1 protein-coding gene is annotated in these 404 nt (G+C 64.1%); it reads left to right on the top strand.

Annotated elements, in window-relative coordinates; translation table 11 throughout:
- Positions 1–404: capsular polysaccharide synthesis protein (locus EOA28_RS38380; protein ID WP_210215004.1), on the top strand; the 404-nt coding region annotated here is incomplete at both ends.

Here is a 404-nt window from a genome sequence, read left to right as displayed (position 1 = left end):
TGCCTGCGCTCGGTCGCCCGCCACAGGGGCGAGCGCCAGCTCGTCATCCTCGACGACAGGACCGTCGAGGACCATGTCGACCTGCCCGGCCATATCTGGGACAAGCGGCGGCGTGGGCTGATGAACAGCCAGCATTTTTCCAACTTCATCCGATTGGATCTGCTTGCCCGGCATGGCGGGACATGGCTCGATGCCACGATCCTGCTGCGGCAGCCTGTGCCGCCGGAGATCGAGCGCGAGGATTTCTACATCCTGCGCGAGACCGGTCGCCATCCCCGGCTCGTGGAGACCTGGTTCATTCACGCCCGCAAGGGGCACCCGTTGGTCGAGACCGTTCTTTGCGGCCTGGCCGACTACTGGAAGGCCCATGACGGGCTCCATGACTACTTCATGTTCCCCTACCA

The sequence above is a fragment of the Mesorhizobium sp. M2A.F.Ca.ET.067.02.1.1 genome, assembly GCF_004023285.1.
Taxonomy (GTDB): Bacteria; Pseudomonadota; Alphaproteobacteria; order Rhizobiales; family Rhizobiaceae; genus Mesorhizobium.
The sequence above is the reverse complement of the archived record's forward strand: the minus strand, read 5'-3'. Positions and strand labels throughout refer to the sequence as shown.